The organism is Synechococcus sp. 1G10 (assembly GCF_002252625.1).
In the GTDB taxonomy this organism is placed as follows: Bacteria; Cyanobacteriota; Cyanobacteriia; order PCC-6307; family Cyanobiaceae; genus Regnicoccus_A.
Genome location: NZ_NQKW01000016.1, coordinates 1 through 19,941 on the forward strand (window position 1 = coordinate 1; position 19,941 = coordinate 19,941).

The 19,941-nt window shown below is 64.4% G+C and carries 19 protein-coding genes; 10 read left to right on the top strand and 9 right to left on the bottom strand.

Annotation, left to right across the window (positions count from 1 at the left end; translation table 11 throughout):
* A partial coding sequence (locus CJZ82_RS19035) for a hypothetical protein (protein ID WP_233130230.1) occupies positions 1 to 262 on the top strand: 262 nt, incomplete at its 5' end.
* Between the two features lie 93 nt (positions 263 to 355).
* Here CJZ82_RS19035 and CJZ82_RS12565 read toward each other — a convergent pair.
* The 3 genes from CJZ82_RS12565 to CJZ82_RS12575 all read right to left on the bottom strand — a co-directional run bounded on the left by CJZ82_RS12565 (position 356) and on the right by CJZ82_RS12575 (position 3,043).
* Positions 356 to 946 (bottom strand): hypothetical protein, encoded by a 591-nt coding sequence (locus CJZ82_RS12565; protein ID WP_094556123.1) that lies wholly within the window; start codon positions 944 to 946, stop codon positions 356 to 358.
* Between the two features lie 201 nt (positions 947 to 1,147).
* Positions 1,148 to 2,119, bottom strand: coding sequence for an integron integrase (locus tag CJZ82_RS12570; protein ID WP_094556124.1), 972 nt, complete (start codon positions 2,117 to 2,119; stop codon positions 1,148 to 1,150).
* 21 nt (positions 2,120 to 2,140) lie between these two features.
* Positions 2,141 to 3,043 (bottom strand): MBL fold metallo-hydrolase, encoded by a 903-nt coding sequence (locus CJZ82_RS12575; RefSeq protein WP_094556125.1) that lies wholly within the window; start codon positions 3,041 to 3,043, stop codon positions 2,141 to 2,143.
* 81 nt (positions 3,044 to 3,124) lie between these two features.
* On the opposite strand from CJZ82_RS12575, the gene CJZ82_RS12580 reads away from it, so the two are divergent.
* The 3 genes from CJZ82_RS12580 (at position 3,125) to CJZ82_RS12590 (ending at position 5,152) form a co-directional block, all read left to right on the top strand.
* Positions 3,125 to 4,024: an SWIM zinc finger family protein gene (locus CJZ82_RS12580; RefSeq protein WP_094556126.1), complete on the top strand. Its 900-nt coding sequence runs from the start codon at positions 3,125 to 3,127 to the stop codon at positions 4,022 to 4,024.
* On the top strand, positions 4,011 to 4,553 hold the full coding sequence (locus tag CJZ82_RS12585; protein ID WP_094556127.1) for an MEKHLA domain-containing protein: 543 nt from the start codon (positions 4,011 to 4,013) through the stop codon (positions 4,551 to 4,553). The genes CJZ82_RS12580 and CJZ82_RS12585 overlap by 14 nt, the downstream gene beginning before the upstream one ends.
* A gap of 191 nt (positions 4,554 to 4,744) precedes the next feature.
* Complete coding sequence (locus CJZ82_RS12590) at positions 4,745 to 5,152, top strand: Hsp20/alpha crystallin family protein (RefSeq protein ID WP_094556173.1); 408 nt, start codon at positions 4,745 to 4,747, stop codon at positions 5,150 to 5,152.
* 94 nt (positions 5,153 to 5,246) lie between these two features.
* On the opposite strand, the gene CJZ82_RS12595 is transcribed toward CJZ82_RS12590, so the two are convergent.
* The 4 genes from CJZ82_RS12595 to CJZ82_RS12610 all read right to left on the bottom strand — a co-directional run bounded on the left by CJZ82_RS12595 (position 5,247) and on the right by CJZ82_RS12610 (position 10,621).
* Positions 5,247 to 6,074 carry a nitrate ABC transporter ATP-binding protein gene (locus CJZ82_RS12595; RefSeq protein WP_233130231.1) on the bottom strand — a complete coding sequence of 276 codons (828 nt, stop codon included), beginning with the start codon at positions 6,072 to 6,074 and terminating at the stop codon, positions 5,247 to 5,249.
* A 138-nt stretch (positions 6,075 to 6,212) separates the two neighbouring features.
* A complete protein-coding gene (locus CJZ82_RS12600; RefSeq protein ID WP_094556129.1) occupies positions 6,213 to 8,228 on the bottom strand; it encodes a nitrate ABC transporter ATP-binding protein in 2,016 nt (671 codons plus the stop codon).
* 64 nt (positions 8,229 to 8,292) lie between these two features.
* The gene (gene ntrB / locus CJZ82_RS12605) at positions 8,293 to 9,126 is read right to left on the bottom strand and encodes a nitrate ABC transporter permease (protein WP_094556130.1); all 834 of its coding nucleotides are present in this window, start codon (positions 9,124 to 9,126) and stop codon (positions 8,293 to 8,295) included.
* A gap of 157 nt (positions 9,127 to 9,283) precedes the next feature.
* Positions 9,284 to 10,621 (bottom strand): CmpA/NrtA family ABC transporter substrate-binding protein, encoded by a 1,338-nt coding sequence (locus CJZ82_RS12610; protein WP_094556131.1) that lies wholly within the window; start codon positions 10,619 to 10,621, stop codon positions 9,284 to 9,286.
* 365 nt (positions 10,622 to 10,986) lie between these two features.
* On the opposite strand from CJZ82_RS12610, the gene CJZ82_RS12615 reads away from it, so the two are divergent.
* Positions 10,987 to 11,844 carry a DUF6671 family protein gene (locus CJZ82_RS12615; RefSeq protein ID WP_233130232.1) on the top strand — a complete coding sequence of 286 codons (858 nt, stop codon included), beginning with the start codon at positions 10,987 to 10,989 and terminating at the stop codon, positions 11,842 to 11,844.
* A gap of 113 nt (positions 11,845 to 11,957) precedes the next feature.
* On the opposite strand, the gene CJZ82_RS12620 is transcribed toward CJZ82_RS12615, so the two are convergent.
* Together CJZ82_RS12620 and CJZ82_RS12625 are read right to left on the bottom strand one after the other, a co-directional pair.
* Positions 11,958 to 12,272 (bottom strand): hypothetical protein, encoded by a 315-nt coding sequence (locus tag CJZ82_RS12620; RefSeq protein ID WP_094556132.1) that lies wholly within the window; start codon positions 12,270 to 12,272, stop codon positions 11,958 to 11,960.
* Between the two features lie 35 nt (positions 12,273 to 12,307).
* On the bottom strand, positions 12,308 to 13,306 hold the full coding sequence (locus CJZ82_RS12625; RefSeq protein WP_094556133.1) for a sodium-dependent bicarbonate transport family permease: 999 nt from the start codon (positions 13,304 to 13,306) through the stop codon (positions 12,308 to 12,310).
* A gap of 304 nt (positions 13,307 to 13,610) precedes the next feature.
* On the opposite strand from CJZ82_RS12625, the gene CJZ82_RS12630 reads away from it, so the two are divergent.
* The 5 genes from CJZ82_RS12630 (at position 13,611) to CJZ82_RS12650 (ending at position 19,777) form a co-directional block, all read left to right on the top strand.
* The gene (locus CJZ82_RS12630; protein WP_094556134.1) at positions 13,611 to 15,350 is read left to right on the top strand and encodes a diflavin flavoprotein; all 1,740 of its coding nucleotides are present in this window, start codon (positions 13,611 to 13,613) and stop codon (positions 15,348 to 15,350) included.
* Positions 15,350 to 17,197 (top strand): diflavin flavoprotein, encoded by a 1,848-nt coding sequence (locus tag CJZ82_RS12635; RefSeq protein ID WP_094556135.1) that lies wholly within the window; start codon positions 15,350 to 15,352, stop codon positions 17,195 to 17,197. The genes CJZ82_RS12630 and CJZ82_RS12635 overlap by 1 nt, the downstream gene beginning before the upstream one ends.
* Positions 17,198 to 17,270: 73 nt before the next feature.
* Positions 17,271 to 17,984, top strand: a complete 714-nt coding sequence (locus CJZ82_RS19490; RefSeq protein WP_094556136.1) for a rubrerythrin family protein — start codon at positions 17,271 to 17,273, stop codon at positions 17,982 to 17,984.
* 6 nt (positions 17,985 to 17,990) lie between these two features.
* Positions 17,991 to 19,055 (top strand): alkene reductase, encoded by a 1,065-nt coding sequence (locus tag CJZ82_RS12645; RefSeq protein WP_094556137.1) that lies wholly within the window; start codon positions 17,991 to 17,993, stop codon positions 19,053 to 19,055.
* On the top strand, positions 19,052 to 19,777 hold the full coding sequence (locus CJZ82_RS12650) for a pirin-like bicupin family protein (RefSeq protein WP_094556138.1): 726 nt from the start codon (positions 19,052 to 19,054) through the stop codon (positions 19,775 to 19,777). The genes CJZ82_RS12645 and CJZ82_RS12650 overlap by 4 nt, the downstream gene beginning before the upstream one ends.
* The last annotated feature ends 164 nt before the right edge of the window (positions 19,778 to 19,941 follow it).

The window sequence follows — 19,941 nt, forward strand, 5'->3', positions numbered from 1 at the left end:
GGCCATCAGGCAGCTGCAGCCTGAGGAATACTCAGAGGTGAACCTGGATCCCCCACTTTGTTGCCCTGGGGCTGGTTTTCACTTTCTCAGGAGGCCCCACTTAAGTGAAGTAATCGCTCATGTCTTCACATCCCTTCGTGAAGTCAATCTGGCAGCCCTTGGCCTTGCCTGGCGTTTGGATTTCCATTGGCGTCTGAATCAGCCGGCCGATGCAACACCTCGACTAAGGCAAATTAACATTACCTTGCTGGCTCACTTCTAGAAATACACATCCTTCGAACGCTCAAGATCAGCGGCGGGCAGAACCCCAAAGGATTCATCAAGAGCATTAACTCCCGCCCGCTGGATCTTGATGTTATGCATCTTTGCCTCCGAGAATGCCTGCGGCCTTGAAAAGTTGAAGAGTGCGACCTAGCTCGGAGTTGGCTACGGTGTTTGAGAGGGCTGGAAGAACCGCCTCGACCATCTCGTTTAATGACAACAACCTGATCTCAGCTCCGAGCGTTTCACGAAACTTGGAGTTGTTCTCCCATGGACTTCGATCGCCATTCACTTTAGTCACGGCAGTAACGTAGACAAAGGTTGATTCGTTTGTCAGGTCACTGATGCACTTGCGGAATGCTCGCGCCCACTTTGGCACTACCAATTCACGATATCGCCTCCAAGCCTCTCGACCTGACACGAGCTTGTTCTTCTCAATTGCATTCACTTCCCATTCCGGCCAGAATCCTTCTTGGAGCGACTTGCAACTCACAGCAATGACTCTATCTACCCCTGCCCGTTTTGGGCAATAGCCTAGAACATCAATATCACTATGAACTGAATCCTGCTTCGAATCGAAGGCGGGATCACTTGGATCGGGCCGGAACTTTACATTAGTCAGAGTGAAGTACCCCAAAGCCTCTAAATAGTCAGAGGCGAGTTGCTCTAGGATGTCCTCTTTCATCCGTAGTTACCCGATGTCACTGTATGCATAACAGTATTTCGGCGGGTCCGGTATCCATCCCTAGCCCGGCTCACTGGCCGCATAAGAATCCCCCAAAGCCGGCAGCCTTTCGTGGAGCTCTCACCAGCGTAAGGCCTTTGAGGGATTTGGCTCATCGGCGTTGGGTTCATAGGCGGGTCCGCAAACCGAATTTTCAGTTTGCTACAAAAGGTCCGCTGGGCTCAACACCCCACATGGGCCACGATTCAGCACATGGGTATAGATCATCGTGGTCTTCACGTCGCTGTGTCCAAGCAATTCCTGGATGGTGCGGATGTCCTGGCCACGCTCAAGTAAGTGAGTCGCGAACGAGTGGCGAAATGTGTGGCAACTGGCCGGCTTGCTGATGCCGGCCCGCAGGATCGCCCGCTTCACGGCCTTCTGGATCACGGATGGATCGATGTGATGCCGGCCTTCCGTTCGGGTCTTGTTGTCAAACCAGCGGTGCGACTGTGGAAAGACCCACTGCCAACCCCATTCCGAGGCCGCGTTGGGGTACTTCCGTCCCAGTGCCATCGGCAGCATCACCCTTCCCCAACCTGCCGCCAGGTCTCTCCGGTGAATCTGTCGCACCGCCTCCAGATGTTCCTGCAACGGCTCCAGAAGGCTGGCTGGGAGAACGGTGACCCGGTCCTTGTCCCCTTTGCCGCTGCGAACGGTCAGCCGCCGGGCCTCGATTTCCACATCCTTCACCCGAAGCCGCAGTGCTTCCATGAGCCGCAGACCGCTGCCGTATAGAAGCTGCGCCACGAGTTGTTCGGTGCCCTTGAGCTGTTGCAGAACATCCCTCGTCTCCTTCAACGTGAACACCACCGGCAGCCTCTTGGGCTGCCGTGCACGCACTACACCGTCCAGGTTGCCGACATCACCCCCAAGCACCGTTCTGTAGAGAAACAGCAAGGCCGACAGCGCCTGATTCTGCGTGGAAGCACTCACCTGCCCCACCGTGGCCAGATGCGACAGGAAGGCATTGATCTCCTGCTCGCCCATCTCCCTGGGATGCCGCATCCCGTGAAAGCGCAGAAAGCGTTTCACCCACTGGGCGTAGCTGGTGATCGTGCGCCGGGCGTAATGCCTCACCTGCATCTCCTCACGGAAACGATCCATCAGCCGTGGGCCTGAAGCCTGAGCCATGCGTTCAACGCAGATCCACCTTCAGAGTTCCCCGCCCTGTCCCTCCCGCGCCAGCGTGGCCTCCAGCTCCCGCCGCCACTCGCCAGGGGCAAAGGAATGCCAGCGGCCATGGCCGGGGAACAGCCAGCGCACATCCAGATCGAGCAGCCGCTCCACCGACCGCAGTTGCTCCTCCCAGTTCCACCAGCAAACGCGGCGAGAGGCCACCACACCCGGCGGATCCACACCCCACCAGAGGTGGTCGCCGCTGAACAGCACCTGATCCGCGAACAGCACCGCCACACAGCCGGCCGTGTGTCCCGGCACCGGAATCACCAGCAGATCGTCATCGAGCCGCAGGCGCTCAGTGCCCTCGAAGCGGTGCTCCGCCTCAGCGGCCGCATCGGCATCGGCGCTGTGGATCCAGCGCTCGGCGCCGAAACGCCGGGCCCAGGCATGGTGGTCGGCCACGTCATCGCGGTGGCTGAGCAGGATGCGGCTGACGCCACCCATGGCCTCGATTCGGCGGGCCAGGGCTGCGCTCCAGCGCGGGGAATCGATCAGCAAGTTGTCGGGGCTGCCATCGGGTCGCCGCCGGGTGATCAGCCAGCTGCTGGCCCCGAAGCTCTTGCGCGACGCCCAGCCGCAGTAATACACCTCCCCCTGCGCAAGGCTCGTCACCAGGGATGGGAAGCCATCGGCGGGCGTGAGCGCCAGCAGCTCCCGGGTGGTGCCGATGGCCGCTACCGGACAGGCCTGCAGCGCCAGCAACGCCGCCCGGGTCTCCTCCTCCCCGACCGGCTGGGTCCACACATGCGACGTGCGGCCGGTCGGCGCGAAGTGGGCCGGATCGAACTGCCAGCAGGTGCCGCAGTCGATGCAGCTGGTATCCACATAGAAGGGACCGTCCGCATTGACAGCCAGACGCTCGGCGGCACTGGCCATGGCCAGACTCCAGGACCGATCCAGCCTGGCGAGCGCGGACCATCAGCGGCCGCTGATCCGGTCGCTCGGCATACTTTCTCCATGACCATCACCGGCACCGGCGGCGCCTTCGGCGGCAGCGCGATCACCACCCAGCTGGGCCAGCAAGGCCTGGGGCAGCAGCCCTGGTGGGTGGAGCAGTGGATGGAGCTGATCAACTCCTATCGCTACAAGAAACGGCTTGAGCGCGCCTGGTCGTATGTGCGTGAGGGCAACGTGCTCTCGATCCGCTTCGAGGGGAGGCGGGTTCATGCCCGCGTGCAGGGCACCGAGGAGGAGCCCTACAAGGTGAAGCTCTGGCTGGATGTGCTCAGCGACGACGACTGGGGCTACGTGCTCGAGGCCCTCGGCCAGAAGGCCCGCTGGTCGGCCCAGCTGCTGGCCGGGGTGATGCCCCAGGACATCGAGCGCGCCTTCGCCGCCAGCGGCCGCCGCCTTTTTCCCTTCAAGCTCCAGGAGGTGCGCAGCGAGTGCAGCTGCCCCGACAAGGCCAACCCCTGCAAGCACGTCAGCGCCGTCTACTACCTGATGGGTGATCGCTTCAGCGAAGACCCGTTCGTGCTCTTCCAGCTGCGCGGCCGCTCCAGAACACAGCTGCTCTCCGACCTGGCCAAGCGCAGACGGAAACAGCTGGCTGCAGCCGCAGGCGGCCGGCGCCAGGCCGCCGTTCATGTGCCGCACCCCGTCCACCCAGCCGTGGGCGACCCGAGCCGCTGGTGGTCGTACGCATCGGCCCTGGATCCGGATCTGGTGGTGATCACCCCGGCCATGGAGGGGGAGACCGGGCTTGATGAAGCCGGTGAGCTGCCCCTGGCCACCGAGCCCCTCTTCCCCGATGCCAACCGGCGCTTCCTCTCGCTACTGCAGGCCCAGGCCAGCCGGGTAAGCCAGCTGGCCCTGGCCCAGGCCATGGGTGGCGGCAACAGCGATGCCGCTGACTGAGCCCGGGGCATCCCTCGACGAAGCCCCCTGGCTCAGCCCCGCTGGGATCGAGCGGGCCGCTTGCCTGCTTGCATCTCACCAGCAGGCCTTCGGCCGGCCCCTGATCGCCACCCCCACCCCTGCCACGCCAGGGCCGTCCCCGGGTAAAGCGCGGCAGTGGGCCCAGGAGCTGTTCGCCGCAGCCACCGTGGTGCTCGCCCACGACGGCAGTGCGGACCGGCCTGATCACGACCCCCGCCTGATCTACGCAAATCGCTCCGCCCTGGCGCTCTGGCGCCGCCCCTGGCACGAGATGGTCGGCATGCCCTCCCGGCTCACGGCGGAGCCCGCTGAGCGCTCAAGCCGAGCCCGCCTGCTGACCAGCGCCCGGGCCTTGGAGGCGATCAGCGGTTACACCGGCATCCGCATCGACAGCCACGGCCGTCGCTTCGTGATCAGCCGCGCCCGCCTCTGGACCCTGCGCGATCGCGACGGCCGCGATTGCGGCCAGGCCGCTGCCTTCTCCAACTGGTGGTGGCTTCTGAATTAGCGCTTGGCAGCAACTCCTGGCTGCAACCTTTGTCGGTTCTCCCCCCTGCTCTGGTGTAGAGACCGACCAAGGCGTGCAGCCCGTACCGAGATGGACGGTTTCTGCCCTCCAGGATCTCATCTAGATCAGCCACATTGATTGGACGGGTGATCCGGAAACACCCTGATCATTTATCTGTGAAGGACATCACCATGCTGACCCTGCGCCATTCTCCCTTCGATCTGCTCGAGCGTCTGGAGCAACAGGTCAATCAGGCCGAGCGTGTACCAGCCGCCGAAGTGCATGAAACCGCTGAGGCCTACGTCGTCGTGCTGGAGCTGCCCGGCGTCGACAAAGATTCGATCGAAGTGAAGGCCACCGATCGCTCCTTGCTGATCAGTGCCGAGCGCCGCTCCCAGACCAGCAGCGGCAACGACAACGCCAAGGAAGCCGGCCCCATCCACAGCGAATTCCGCTATGGCACTTGGAGCCGCAGCTTCCGTTTTGCAGCCGGCCTGCAGCGGGAGGGCATCGAAGCCCGCTACCGCGACGGCCTGTTGACCGTGACGGCCCCCAAGGCCCAGACCCACAGCACCGTGGTGGTGAAAGTGGAGAGCTGAATGGAAGCGGGGGTCGGCTGAACCAGACCCCCATAGGAGTCGACACGAGGAGAGCTGAGCGAGCTCCGGTCTTACGGCCGGAGCTTTTTTTGCGTCAGTCCGCTGTGTCGTCGTGGGCGAAGCGGCTGTAGAGGAAATCCAGCGCCTGGTTACGCAGGTCGTAGTAGAGAGGGTCCTCCATGATTTCCTCGCGGTTGCGCGGCCGCGGGAATTTGATGTCCATGATTTCGCCGATCTTGGCGGCAGGGCCGTTGGTCATCATCACCAGCCGATCAGCCAGGAACAGGGCCTCATCGATGTCGTGGGTGATCATCAGCACAGTGCACTTCTGGGTGTTCCAGATGGTGAGCAGCTCCTCCTGCAACTCCTCCTTGGTGATCGCATCTAGGGCCCCGAAAGGTTCGTCAAGAATCAGCACCTCCGGCCGGATCGCCAGCGCCCTGGCGATCGCCACGCGCTGCTTCATGCCACCGGAGAGCTGCAGGATCTTTTTCTCGGCCGCCTCGGTGAGCCCCACCATTGCCAGGTGCTCCCGGGTGATCTCCTTCTTCTCACGCTCCGGCAGATCCGGCTTAACCGAATCAACCGCCAGATACACGTTCTCGTAGGCGGTGAACCAGGGCAGCAGGGCATAGCCCTGGAAGACCACCATGCGGTCGGGGCCTGGCTTGGTGATCCGGTTGCCGTGAAGGATCACCTGACCTTCGGTGGGGGTGGCGAAGCCCGACACCATGTTCAACAGGGTGGATTTACCGCAACCGGAGTGGCCGATCACGCACATGAACTCCCCCTGGTTCACGGCCATGTCGATGCCATCGAGCACCGTGTAAGGGCCAGTGGCGGTGGGATACACCTTGCTGACGTTCTCGAAACGCAGGAAGGCATCGCCGGGCGGAGGTGCCGCCGAGGCCGGGGCTCCCATCGGGGCAGGCTGGATCAGAGTCGACATGGAGGGTCTCGATGAGGAATTGGGACCTGAAAGAAATCTCGAGCTGAAAGAAATCGCGAGCAAGGCACGGAAAGCGCCAACCTGGGCAGCAGGCCCAGTTGGCGTGTGGCCTCAACTGCGCCGGGGTGGGGCCAGAGGGATCTCGGCGATGCTGAAATCGCGCTTGATCGTCTGCGCGTTGAGATATCCGATCGGGTCGTCGGCATTGAACGGCTTGCCGTCGAACAGCTCGATGCCCTGGCGCTGGTAGCTGATCGCATCCAGGCCAAGTTCGCGGGCTGCGGTGCTGAACACCCCCACCTGGCAGACGCGCTCCAGGATCTCCACCCAGTTGCGCGGCAGGGGAATCTCCCCCCAGCGGGCCATCTGGGTCATCATCCAGAGGTGTTCGGTGCGGCTGGGCCTGTTCAGTCCCTCACCGAAGAACAGGTGATGGGGCACTGCGCTCTCGCTCTCCGGCCCGCCCCGGTCCACGTCGGTGCTGGCTTCGCTGAAGCGGATCAGCTCCGGCTTGATGCCGAGATAGCGGCGATCGCTGAGCAATTCGCTCAGTTCGCCCCAATGGGCCGGATCGGCGCAGTAGCGGCAGGCCTCGAGCAGCGCCTTGGTGAGGGCGATGTGGGTGTTGGGATAGGTGATCGCCCAGTCTTCGCGCACGCCCAGCACCTTGCCGGGGTGACCGGGCCAGATCGCCAGGTCGCCCGCCACCGCGATGCCATGGCCGTCGCGGATGGCCCGATCGAGCCAGGGGGCACCCACGCAGTAGCCATCGATGCTGCCGTCCTTGAGGTCGGCGAGCATCTGGGCCGGCGGCAGCGCCTGCAGATGCACGTCCTTGTCGGGGTCGATGCCATTGGCCGCCAGCCAGTAGCGCAGCAGCAGGTTGTGCATCGAGGCCTCATGCACGATCCCCATCGTGTGGGGCTCGCGCTCGTGGCTTTTGAGATAAGCGCGGTAGTCGTCCACCGTGTGCACACCCTGCTCCGCCAGGCGGCGGCCCAGGGTGATGCCGTTGCCGTTGCGGCTGAGGGTGAGCGCCGTCACGATCGGCAAGGGCGCACCGCCGTGGCCACCGGCTGTCATCCAGGTGGGCATACCCGCCGGCATCACCGAGGCATCAAGGGTGCCGTCGACCAGCCCGTCGACGATGCCGCGCCAGGTGGGCTCGCGGATCAGCTGCACCTCATCGAGGCCGTGCTTGGTGAACAGGCCATGGGCCTCGGCCACCGCCAGGGGAGCACTTGCTGCCAGGGGCAGGAAACCCAGATCCAGGTTCACTTTCTCCAGCCCATGGCGAGCCACCACCTGGTGGGGCCGGGCCCGCCACTGCTTCACCCGCTTCTGGCGGTTGAGGAAGTAGATGATCTCCGAGCGCAGGCTGTAGTAGCTGGGGTGGTGCACCACCTCCAGGCGCTGCCTCGGCCGGGGGATGTCCACCTCGAGGATGCCGCCGATGTTCGAGCCGGGGCCATTGGTGAGCATCACGATGCGGTCGGAGAGCAGCACCGCCTCATCCACGTCGTGGGTGACCATCACCGCGGTGAGCTCGTGCTCGTTGCAGATCTGCATCAGCTTCTCCTGCAGATTCCCCCGGGTAAGCGCGTCGAGCGCGCCGAAGGGTTCATCGAGCAGCAGCAGCTTGGGGCGGATCGCCAGGGCCCGGGCGATCGCCACCCGCTGGCGCATGCCACCGGAAAGCTGCAGGGGCAACTTGGTGGCCGCCGGGCCGAGCCCCACCATGTCGATGTGCTCCTGGACCAGGGCATCGCGCTCACTGGAACTGATCTTTCCCATCACCTCATCGACGGCCAGGGCGATGTTCTCCCGCACCGTGAGCCAGGGCAGCAGGGAGTAGTTCTGGAACACCACCATCTTGTCGGGGCCTGGGCGCTTGACGGCTTCGCCGTCGAGCAGCACGGTGCCCTCCGTGGGGAGGTCGAGCCCGGCGATCATGTTGAGCAGGGTGCTCTTGCCGCAACCGGAGTGGCCGATCAGTGAGATGAATTCCCCTTTGCGGATCTCCAGATCGATCCCCTGCAGGGCCAGGTAGGTGCCACCGCCCTTTAGGGCGAAGCTTTTGTCGATGGCACGCACATCCACAAGGGACGGCGCTGTGGTGGTGGTCATGGCTGAATCCTGTGCAGAGGGGCGTAGGCAGGCCGCGGGAACGAAGCGGGGTGAGAAAGGACCATCACTGGCCGGGGGAGATGCGTGTCTGCAGCCAGGCCATCAGGCGATCGAGCACCAGGCCGATGGCACCGATCCAGATCACGCCGAGCACGATCTCGCCCACATAGTTCTGCTGGTAGGCATCCCAGATGAAGAAACCGATGCCCAGGGTGCCGGGCATCACGATCTCAGCCGCGATGATCGCCAGCCAGGCCAGACCGATCGAAATGCGCAGGCCCGTGAAGATGTAGGGGAGAGCGGAAGGGATCAGCACCTTGGTGAAGAAGCGCCGGCTCGACATCTGCAGCACCAGGGCCACGTTGCGGTAGTCCTGAGGAATCTGACGCACCCCTTCAGCGGTGTTGATCAGGATCGGCCAGATCGCCGTGATGAAGATCACGAAGATGGCCGCCGGCTGGTTCTTCTGGAACAGCACCAGTGCGATCGGCACCCAGGCCAGTGGCGCCACCATGCGCAGGAACTGGAACAGGGGATCAAAGGCGCGGTTGATCGTGGGCTTGAGGCCGATCGTGATCCCCACGGCAATACCCACCAGGGCTGCAAGGGTATAGCCCTGGGCCACCCGCGACAGGCTGGCCATCGTTTGCCAGAACAGGCCTTTATCAAGGCCACCGCGATCGTAGAAGGGATAGAGAATCAGGGTGCGGGTCCGCTCCTCTGTGAACAGGCTGGAGGGAGCGGGCAGGGCGATCACCCCTGCCGAAGAGAGAATCTGCCAGAGCAACAGGAACCCGCCGGTACCCAGTAGTGGCGGCAGCCAGGTGCCGGAGCTCCGGGTGAGCCACTCCAGGGGATTGGAGGCAACCCCCGGGCGGCGCGGTGAAGTGGGAACCATGAATGGAATGCTCCGTAGATTGATGAATGGGAAAGGGATCGGTCCGCAGCGGCCGTGACCGGGCAAATGACCTTAGACGGGTTAGCAACTGGCTGGCTACGCTTCTATCGAAAAGACTCCGGGAGCTAACAGCCCCCGGAGAAGGATCACTCCACGATCACTTCTTGATCTTCAGGCTGTCGAGGTAGGCCTGAGGATTCTCCGGGTCGTAGGTGACGCCATCGAAAAAGGTTTCCTTGCCTCGGCTGGAGCCGGTGGGAATGTCGGCAGCGGGAAGGCCCAGTTCCTTGGCCGCCTCAAGCCAGAGATCTTCGCGCGTCACCTTGTCATTGATCGCCTTGGCTTTGTCGACAGTATCGACAACGCCGGGATAGAACTTCCAGCGCATGGACTCAAGCAGGAACCAGAGAGTGAGGCTCTTATAGGGATAGGAGATCACACCGCGATCGCTGGCCCAATAAAGGGGGCCCATGGCCGGATTGGTCTCCGGCTTCATGTCGGCGCCCAGCTTGTACTGGCCCTTGAGAGCTTCTTCCAGCACCGGCACAGGGATGTTGTACCACTTGCGGGAGCTCAGGATCTTGGCCACTTCCGAACGGTTCTCGGCCTTGTCCATCCACATCTGGGCCTCGATCAGCCCCTTGAGCAAGGCCACGGTGGCCTTGGGATGCTTGTCCACCCAGTCGGCCCGTACTGCCAGATACTCCTCGGGGTGTGACTTCCAGATCTGGGCAGTGATCGCCGGCAGGTAGCCCACCCCGTCCTTGACGATCCGTGAGGGCCAGGGGTCGCCGGTGGAGAAGGCCTGCATCGTGCCGTTCTTCATTCCCTGGAGGGTTTCGGTGGCGGGCACCGTCAGCAGCTCCACGTCCTTGTCGGGGTCCACGCCGCCAGCGGCAAGCCAGTAACGGATCCAGATCTCCTGGTTGGATTTCGGGAAGGTGTAGGAGGCCTTGAACTTGCTGCCGTTCTTCTTGGCGAAGGCGTCGAAGAAGCCCGGCGAGCTGGTCTTTAGGTCAACGCTGAGGTTGCCATCCTTGACTGCATTGGAGGCGGCGATGCCGTTCCCCTGGCTCATCAGCATCGCCAGCACATACATCGGCACCTTCTTGCCATCAGTGATCGCGCCTTCGCTGATCATCTGGGGCATGGGCATCTGCCACTGGCCGCCGTCGATGCCGCCGCCGGCGGAACCGAGCACCACGTTGTCGCGTGCGGAAGGCCAACTGGCCTGCTTGGTGAGGTTCACCTCCAGGCCATGCTTGGCGAAATACCCTTTCTCGACGGCCACCACCAAGGGGGCGGCCTCAAGGATGGGAATGAAACCGAGGCTGATCGTCTTGGTCTCAAGGCCCTTGTCGGCGGTAGCCACCGGTGCGGAGGTGTCACCCCCTCCACCTCCCCTGTCAGGCGGGTTTCCAAGACAACCCCCCAGCATCACGCTTCCGACCAGGGTTGCGCTCATCAGAGCAAGAAATTGACGACGCTTGGACATGGATTTAACGGCGAAGGGAAACAACAGATCGACATCCTGTCGATCTACAAAGTGACATTGAAGTGTGAGTAATACCTAGGGGAAGCGGCTCACCTGGCGAGGATACCAATGGCCGAATCGGGGGCCTCAGGGATGGAGCATGGGGTCACCGTTGCGGCGGTCGAGAGACCTTAATGGCCTGTCCTGGCGTCTGGGTATTCGCGTTCGGAAGGATTTCGTATGCCTGTGATAAGCCCAGGCGATCAATCACGCCAATCCGCAGGCTTTCGGCTCATCCGCCACAAGCTCGCAAGCTGGATTTGGCACGACTTCCTTAAGTTGTTACCCCCCAATCCCATGGATTCCAGCTGGAATCCCCAGCCGTCGTGGAGCGTTACCTCGGCAGCAAGGTCGCCCTAGCCACCATGCATGGCAAGGAGAAGGCCCTCGCCCGCCCATTCCATTCCCTGCTCGGCCTTGAGCTGGAGCTGCCAGCAGGGATCGACACCGACCAGCTCGGCAGCTTCGACGGCCTGGTGCTGCGCCAAGGCGGCGCCGAGCATGCCTGCCGCCGCAAGGCCCTCGTGGGCATGGCTGCCCTCGGCCTGCCGCTGGGCCTGGCCAGTGAAGGCAGCTTCGGGCCCCACCCAGGGATGCCCTTCCTCGCCGCCGGCCTGGAAGTGATGGTGTTCCTCGATCAGGAGCGCGGCCTGGAGATCTGGGAGCGGCTGGTCGCCCGGCGCACCAACTTCAATCACCGCAGCGCCGCAGAGCCGGCGGAGCTGGAGGGCTGGCTCGCACAGGTGGGCTTCCCCGCCCATGGCCTGATGGTGCGCCCCGAGCACCCCTGCAGTGGCGCCGAAACGCTTCTGTTCAAAGACTTGCCTGATCACCCGCAACTCGCCAGAGCGATCGACGCAGCCGCGGCCGCCTCCAGCAACGGCCGGGCCCAGGTGGAGACGGACATGCGTGCCCACCGCAACCCCACACGCATGGCCTCCCTGCGGGTCCTGGCCAACAGGCTGGCGCGCCGGATCGCCTCCGCTTGCCCCTCCTGTGGTGCCCCGGGCTGGGGGCGACTGGACGTGGTGCCTGGTCTGCCTTGCAGCTGGTGCGGCATGCCCACACCCCTGACGCACCGCGAGCGGTTCGGCTGCGTCAGCTGCTCCCACACAGAAGAGCACCCCCGCCCCGATGGATTGGCTGAGGCCGATCCGCAGCACTGCCCGCTGTGCAATCCCTGAACATCACCACCACGTATGCAGGGCCCGCCGCAGTCAAGACAAGCTGAAACGAAAAATCCCGGCAATGTGCAGGCACACAGCCGGGGACACGAAACAGCTCTGATCAGATCAGGTCAGAACTTGTGATCGCGCAGGGCTTCCACCTGGTAGATATAAGTGATGATCGAGTAGTCCGAGTAAAACTTGGCTTCGATCTCATGGGTGATCTTGTCGGCCAGCTCGCGGGTGCCGGTGAGCACCTCAATTTTCACATTGGAGAGGGTATGTGACACGCTGGGCTCTCCCGTGGAGCGCACATTGCGGCTTCCTTCACCACCGGCTGCATTCACTGTGTAGCCGGTTGCACCTGCCGCCTTGATCAGCTTGATGAGTTTTTTGGAGAGGATTTCCTCTGCAACGATCACCAGCTTCCAAACTTGTTGACTCATGGACTTAGCCTCCGATCGATTTTGGTTTTAAAGTTCTAACGACCGAGCATCATCTCGGCAATTCCAATGAACAGCGGGATGCAGATTGCAATCGCCACTGGCGTGCCGATGGCTGTGGAGGCGCCGATGTAGGCGGAGGGATTCGCCGAGGGAATGCCAGCGCGAAGCGTTGGCGGGCCCGAGATATCAGAGCTCGACGCGGCGATCACCGCCAACACAACAGCGCCACCGATGCTGAAGCCCGTGATCTTGTGAATGATCAGGCCAACGCCAAAGGCAAGAAAACCATGCACGATGGGTGCAATGAATGCATAGATGGCAAACCACTGGGCAACCTTGCGCAGCTCGTTCATGCGCTGGGCGGCCTCCATCCCCATGATGATCATCAGAATCGCGAGGAAGCCGCGGAACAGAGGATTGAAGAAGCTCTCGTAGACGGGCTCTGGCTTGGTGAGAATGCCAAGGGCCACGCCCAGAAGCAGCGACGTGACGGCCGAGCTCTGCACGCTTTCTTTGATAATCGGCCAGATGTCGACTTTCTCGGAAGCGTTGCCGGTCTTCTTGCTGATGTAAACACTGGCCACCACGATCGCCGTCACCAGCGCCGGAATGTCCATGAAGGGATAGAGGGCCGCCGTCCAGGCCTCATAGGGGATCTTGGCGGAATCCAACTGCGGCAGAACGGCCGCGAGAGTGGAGCCACTCACCGCGCCGAACAGACCACCGGTGGCCACGGCGTCAGGAACGCTGATGCCTGGCAGTTTCCCCAGGGTGTAACGACCGATGAACACGATCGCGATGCCAATCCCCACAGCTGCGAGCGCCGGGAGAAAGATCTCGGTGGGATTGGAATTGCGAATGGCGATCCCGCCAGTTAAACCGATCTTCATCAGCAGAAAGAAGCTGATGAACTTGTAGATCGAATCTGGAATGGCCAGCTGGCTGCCTAATGCGGCGACAACGATGCCACCAATCAGGAAGCCCAGCGTTGGAGACTGAAGCTGCTCAAGAAACAGTGTGATGAAATCGGACAAGTCAAATCCTCTGTTGTTTTGGCACGCCAAATCGTGGAAACTATAAAAGTCAGGGGGTAATACTTTTGGCAGGACTGGACCCGGCCGATATGGTTCTTCACTCGTCTGCCCACGCACTGGGGGTTGAAGCGGTTTTCATCGCCCAGCGCGGCCTCCACCGCCGGCCATGGAGCCCTGAGACCACGACAGCCGCGCCTATGGCTGTCATCAGATGGCCGAATCGATCCGGCACCTCCTGGGCAGCTCTGGAGCCAGGGAAATCCCAGCGGCGTTTCTAGAGTCGTCGCCTTCGCAGACGCCGTCGATGACTGTCGCCACCGCTGCACCCCCTCGCCTCTCGCTCCAGTGCGCCGCGATCGGGCCCGACACCACCACCATCCGCTCGCTCGACTGGGACCGCAGCCGCTTCGACATCGAGTTCGGCCTGCGCAATGGCACCACCTACAACTCCTTCCTGGTGCGGGGTGAGCGCACCGCCCTGATCGACACCAGCCACCTCAAATTCGAAGCCACCTGGCTGCCGCTGCTCGAGGAGCAGATCGATCCGCTGGCGATCGATCACCTGATCGTGTCCCATACCGAGCCCGACCACAGCGGCCTGATCGGTCACCTGCTGGAGCGCAATCCCGAGATCGAGATCGTGGCCTCCAAGGTGGCGATCCAGTTCCTGGCCGACCAGGTGCACAGGCCCTTCCGCAGCCGGGCCGTGAAAAGTGGCGAAGAGCTCGACCTGGGCGTCAATCCCACCAGCGGGGTGCAGCACCGCTTCGAGTTCCTGAGCGCGCCCAACCTGCACTGGCCCGACACGATCTTCTCCTTGGATCACGGCACCGGCATCCTTTACACCTGCGATGCCTTCGGTCTGCATTACTGCGGCGAAGACATCTACGACGTGGATCCCGGCGCCATCGCCCCCGATTTCCGCTTCTATTACGACTGTCTGATGGGCCCCAACGCCCGCAGCGTGCTGCAGGCCCTCAAGCGCATGGATGCCCTGCCGCCGATCCGGATGATCGCCACCGGCCACGGGCCGCTCCTGCGCGACCACCTCAACCTCTGGATCGGTGACTACCGCGACTGGAGCAGCCAGCGCAGTGCCGGCGAGACCTATGCCGCCGTCTGTTACGTGAGCCAGTACGGCTTCTGCGACCGCCTCAGCCAGGCGATCGCCCGCGGCATCGGCAAGGCCGAGGCCCAGGTTCAACTGGTGGATCTGCGCGCCACTGATGCTCAGGAACTGGCCGCCCTGGCGGGGGACGCCAGCGCCGTGGTGGTGCCCACCTGGCCCGCCAATCCCGACCCGGAGCTGCAGCAATCGATCGGCACCCTGCTGGCCGCCCTCAAACCCAAGCAGTGGGTGGCGGCCTACGACGCCTACGGCGGCAATGACCAGCCGATCGACAGCGTTGCAGCCCAGCTGCGCAGCGTGGGCCAGAAGGAGGCCTTCGAGCCCCTGCGCATCCGCCAGGTGCCCGACGGCAACGACTACCAGCGCTGCGAGGAAGCCGGCACCGACCTGGGCCAGCTGCTCACCCGCGCCCGCACGATCGCAGCGATGAAGTCTCTTGATGGCGACCTCGACAAGGCCCTCGGACGCCTCAGCGGGGGCCTCTACATCGTGACCGCCCGCCAGGGGGAACGCAGCAGCGCCATGGTGGCCAGCTGGGTGAGTCAGGCCAGTTTCGATCCTCCCGGCCTCTCGATCGCCGTGGCCAAGGACCGGGCGATCGAGGCCCTGATGCAGGTGGGCGACCGCTTCGTGCTCAACATCCTGCGGGACGACAACCACCAGGAGCTGCTGCGCCATTTCCTCAGGCGCTTCCCGCCCGGGGCCGATCGTTTCGCTGGGGTCTCCACCCTCGATGGGGTCTCAGCGGGCGGTCCCGTGCTGGGCGATGCCCTGGCCTACCTGGGCTGCCGGGTGGCCCAGCGCATGGAGGGCCCCGACCACTGGATCATCTACGCCGAGGTGGAGGAGGGCACCGTGGCCGACAGTGAAGCCACCACCGCCGTGCACCACCGCAAGGTGGGCAACCACTACTGATGGCCTCCTCCTCTGCCGCCGCACCCACCGCCGCTGCCGCGGGCACCGACCGGCGTGTGATCGTGCTGCCGATCGAGGCCGACCTGCTCTGCCTGAGGGGCCTCAGCCCCAAGCGCCTGCGCTTCGAGGTGGAGTACGGCCTCGAGCGCGGCACCACCGCCAACGCCTTTCTGTTCACGGCCGGCGTCACCAGCGCTGGCCAGCCGGTGCCACCGGTGCTGATCCATCCACCTGGGGCCTCTTTCGCGCAACCCTTTCTGGATCAGCTCGCGGAGCTGGTGCCCAGCGAGGCGGCCCTGAAGGTGGTGGTGGGCCACCTCAACCCCAACCGGGTGGCACTGCTGCACCAGCTGGCGTTGCGCTGGCCGGCCCTGATGCTGGTGGCCTCCAACGCCGGTGCCCGGCTTCTGGAGGAACTCTGGAGCCAGCGCCGGCCCGCGGCGGCAGGTGCGGAGCCGGAGCCACCCCTACCGCCCCTGCCCCCGATCGACGTGGTGAAGCAGGAGGCGAGCCGGGAGCTGGCGGCCGGTTACCGCCTCACCCTGATCCCCACACCCACACCCCGCTGGCCCAGTGCCCTGGTGGCTTTTGAGGAGAGCACCGGCCTGCTGATGAGCGGCAAGTTCTTCGCTGCCCACCTCTGCAGCGAGAGCTGGGCCGAAGCCAACCGCGACAGCACCGAGGAGGATCGCCGTTACTACTACGACTGCCTGATGGCGCCGATGGCGCGCCAGGTGGAAACGGTGGTCGACCGCCTCGATGAGCTGCCGATCCGCACGATCGCGCCGGGCCATGGCCCGGCGATCAGCGAAAGCTGGCGCAGCCTGCTGGCCGATTACCGCCGCTGGGGTGAGAGCCAGGAGAAGGCGCAGCTGTCGGTGGCCCTTCTCTATGCCAGCGCCTACGGCAACACCGCCGCCATCGCCGATGCCCTTGCCCAGGGAGTGGCGCGCACGGGGGTCAGGGTCGAGAGCCTGAACTGTGAGTTCGCGCCGCCGGAGCAACTCCTGCAGACCATCCGCGGCTGCGACGCGTTGATGATCGGCTCCCCCACCCTCGGGGGCCATGCCCCCACGCCGATCGTCTCCGCCCTGGGCACCCTGCTGGCAGAGGGCGACCGGGACAAGCCCGTGGGCGTGTTCGGCAGCTTCGGCTGGAGTGGGGAAGCGATCGACCTGCTCGAGAGCAAGCTGCGCGACGGCGGCTTCCGCTTCGCCTTCGAGCCGATTCGGGTGAAGTTCAGCCCCGATGGCGCCACCCTCAAACGGCTGGAGGAAACCGGCACGGCCCTGGGGCGGGACCTGCAGCAACAGCACAAACGCCAGAAGCGGGTGGCAGGCGGTGGCCTGAGCGAAAGCCGCAGCAACCCGGCCGTGCTGGCCCTCGGGCGGGTGGTGGGTTCCCTCTGCGTCCTCACCACCCGCAAGGGGGAGGGGGAGGAGGCCCTGGCAGGAGCGATGGTGGCCAGCTGGGTCAGCCAGGCCAGCTTCAGTCCGCCGGGTCTGACCGTGGCCGTGGCCAAGGACCGCGCCGTCGAGGCGCTGCTGCATGTGGGCGATGGCTTCGCCCTCAACGTGCTGGCCGCTGGCCGGGAGACCGGCCCGATGAAACAGTTCCTGCAACCCTTCCCCCCCGGTGCCGATCGCTTTGCAGGCCTGGAACTGGAGAGCAGCCCGGGGGGGCAACCGGTGCTGCCTGAGGCCCTGGCCTGGCTGGAGGCCCGGGTGAGCCAGCGGATGGAATGCGGGGATCACTGGCTGATCTATGCCGAAGTGAGCCACGGCGCGCTGCTGGATCCTGCGGGCACCACGGCGGTGCACAAGCGGCGCAGCGGAGCCAACTACTGAGTCAGCTAACTCATACTCACTCCGACTTAGTGGTATCGTGTGGCAAATCAGGCGCATTCAGCCCTCTTCGCCCATGGATCTCTCCAACCCCGCCACCACTGCCAATCTCGAAGCCGCCTTCGGTGGCGAGAGCATGGCTAACCGCAAATACCTCTTCTTCGCCGATGTGGCCAAAAAGCTCGGCAACCCCGAACTGGCCAAGCTCTTCCGCGACACCGCCGCCCAGGAAACCGAGCACGCCTTCGCCCACTTCCGCCTGCTCCATCCAGAGCTGGTGGTGGAGGATCCTGCATCCCTCAGCGAGGAGCAGAAGCAGACGGTGCTCACCCGCTGCCTTGAGCTGGCGATCGAGGGTGAAACCTACGAGTACACCACCATGTATCCGGAGTTCGCCGCAGCCGCCCGCGCCGACCATGACGCCAGCGCCGAGAGCGAATTCAATGGGCAGATCGCGGAATCGAAAGACCACGCCGGACTCTTCCGCAAGGCCGCCAGCAACTTCGGCTTCCTCACCCCGATCGAGCACCACCACGCCGACCGCTACGGCATCGCCCTGAAGGCCCTCTCCGGTGAGGGCAAGGCCGGTGAGGCCAGTGAGCCGCTGCCCGGCCTCTGGATCTGCAAGGTCTGCTCGATGATCTACGACCCCGCCATCGGCGATCCCGATTCCGGCATCGCCGCCGGCACCCCCTTCGAGGCCATCCCCGACGACTGGGAGTGCCCGATCTGCGGCGCCCGCAAGGTCAGCTTCGAGCCCTACCGCGAACCCGAACTGCTCGCCGCCTGATCCACCATGACCGCCAGCCTGTTCACGCCTTTCCCGCTCGGCCCCCTGGAGCTGCCCAACCGGGTGTTGATGGCGCCCCTCACCCGCTCGCGGGCCGAGGAGGATCACGTGCCCGGGCCGCTGATGGCCGAGTACTACGCCCAGCGCGCCTCAGCCGGGCTGATCATCGCCGAGGCCACCATGGCGATGGAGGGCCATTCATCGTTCATCCGTGAGCCCGGTATCTACTCCGCCGCCCAGGTGGCCGGCTGGCGGCTGGTTACAGAGGCAGTCCACAACGCCGGTGGACGGATCGTCCTGCAGATCTGGCACGGCGGCCGTGCCTGCCATCCGCTCCTCAACGGCGGCCGCCAGCCGGTGGCTCCCAGCCCGATCGCCATCAGCGGCGACGAGATCCACACCCCCGAGGGCAAGAAGCCCTACGTGGTGCCGCGCGAGCTGGCCGACGAGGAACTGCCGGCCATCGTTGAGGGCTTCCGCATTGCCGCCCGCAACGCCATCGCCGCCGGTTTCGACGGTGTGGAAGTGCACGGGGCCAACGGCTACCTGCTCGATGAATTCCTGCGCGATGGCAGTAACCGCCGCACCGGGCCCTACGGCGGTCCGATTGAGAACCGGGCACGGCTGCTGCTCGAGGTGATCGATGCGGTGCAAACGGAGGTTGATCTGGTGGGGCTGCGCATCTCCCCCCTCAACAGCTACAACGCCATGGCCGATTCCGATCCGATCGGCCTCTCCAGTTGGCTGGCCGAGCGGCTGAACGGCACCGGCCTGGATTTCCTGCATGTAATGCGCGGCGATCTGCTCGGCCAGCAGCAGGGGGATCTGCTCACCCCGATCCGCGAACGCTTCAGCGGCACCCTGATCGCCAACATGGGCTACAGCGCCAGCGAGGCCAACGCCGCCATCGCAGCTGGCGCCATCGACACGGTGGCCTTCGGCACGGCCTTCCTGGCCAACCCCGACCTGCCCGAGCGCCTGCGGCGCGGCGCGGCGCTCAACAGCCCCGATCCCGCCACCTTCTACTCCCCCGGCCCGGCCGGTTACACCGACTACCCCGCGCTGCCATGACCACCCCCACCCCTCGCAGCGAGACCCTGCTGCGGCCGGCCGCCGAGCGCTTCCATGGCCAGCTCGACTGGCTCGAGAGTCGTCACAGCTTCAGCTTCGGCCACCACTACGACCCTGCCTGGATGGGCTACGGACCCCTGCGGGTGATCAACGAGGACACCATCGCCCCTGGTCGCGGCTTCGGCATGCATCCCCACAGCGACATGGAGATCATCACGGTGATGATCGAGGGGGAACTCACCCACCGCGATTCGATGGGCAATGGCGCCGTGCTGATGGTGGGGGAAGTGCAGCGGATGAGCGCCGGCACCGGGGTGGTCCACAGCGAAATCAACGACTCCAACCGCCCCTGCCGGCTGCTGCAGATCTGGATCGAGCCCAGCAGCCACGGCATCGAACCGGCCTATGAGCAGAAGTCGTTCACCGTCGGCGAAGGCTGGACCCTGCTGCTCGATCCCCAGCTGGCGGAGGGCGCCATGGCGATCCACAGGCCGGTGCGGCTGTGGCGGGCCCAGCCCAGCGAAGGTGTCAGCCTCGATCTGCCCGTCGCGGCGGGGCGCCAGGCCTGGCTGCAGCTGATCGACGGCAGCGTGGAGCTGAGCGGCCCTGATGGGTCCCAGCCCCTGAGTGCCGGTGATGGGATCGGCTTTCTGGCCGGGGGATCAGGGGAGCTCACGGCCACGGCTGCCGGCACCGATCTGCTGCTGTTCGAGCTGGCATGAGCGGGGCCTTTGCCGAGGAGCTGGCCTTTCTGCAGCAACCTGGCTCTCGCTTCTGAGGGCACCTCCAAGCCTGGAAGCAGCCGCTGCCGTCGCCAAGGCAATTGATGACAATTCATGACCGTTCCCTCGAAAGGCAGCGGCTGATGCTGCCGCTGATCCGTCTT